We start from the raw sequence: 698 nt of genomic DNA, 5'->3' as shown, positions 1-698 counted from the left end.
GCACCTTCTGTTCGGCGATGCGTCCCGCAAACGGTTGCGCCAGTTCCGCTTGCACGGTGGTCGACGACAGCGACGCGTCGGTCAGGCGCGCGGTGCCGAGGTTGACGGTGCCCTGCGAGCCGTGCGACAAAATATGGATCGCGTCCAGCCCGCTTTGCGTCGCCGCCCATTGCGCAATCTGCGCCAGGCCGTCCTTGCTGCCGTCGAACTCGACGATGCCGACGCCGTCGCGCACACCGGCTTCCAGGGTCTTGTAATTGGCCACGGAGGTATCGACCAGCACCACTTCCTTCTTGCCCTCATCCTTGGCCGGATCGGCGGCTCGCACCGTGACTGCCGGCGGCACTGGCGGCGGCGCGCTGTCATGCGCCTGGGCGGCGTGTGCTGCGTCGGCGACAGCGCCGTCAAACATGAAGCGTTGTTCCAGCGACAGCAACTGCGACGCATGACGCAAGGGGCGACGGGTGGCGGCGGTGCCGGCGGCGCGACGCAGGGAAGAGATCACTGATTCCATGGCTTGCTCCTGAAAGAGGCGCATTGAAACTACTGAAAACGACGACTGAAAACCTAGACAATCAGCGCTGCGGCGGCGCCATCAGTACCTTGCCGCTCATGCCCGCGATCAGCTCGCTGAAGCGACCATCGATCACCGCCGTCAGTTTGACCGACTGGCTGACCGGATCGACGCGCGCGCCGCG

At 65.5% G+C, this 698-nt stretch carries 1 protein-coding gene; it reads right to left on the bottom strand.

Annotated elements, in window-relative coordinates; all coding sequences use genetic code 11:
* The coding region (locus tag HLUSI_RS29250) for a DUF4347 domain-containing protein (protein ID WP_040503604.1) at window positions 1–514 on the bottom strand (514 nt) is incomplete at its 3' end.
* Between the last annotated feature and the right edge of the window lie 184 nt (window positions 515–698).

This window comes from Herbaspirillum lusitanum P6-12, from assembly GCF_000256565.1.
GTDB lineage: Bacteria > Pseudomonadota > Gammaproteobacteria > Burkholderiales > Burkholderiaceae_D > Herbaspirillum > Herbaspirillum lusitanum.
The sequence above is the reverse complement of the archived record's forward strand: the minus strand, read 5'-3'. Positions and strand labels throughout refer to the sequence as shown.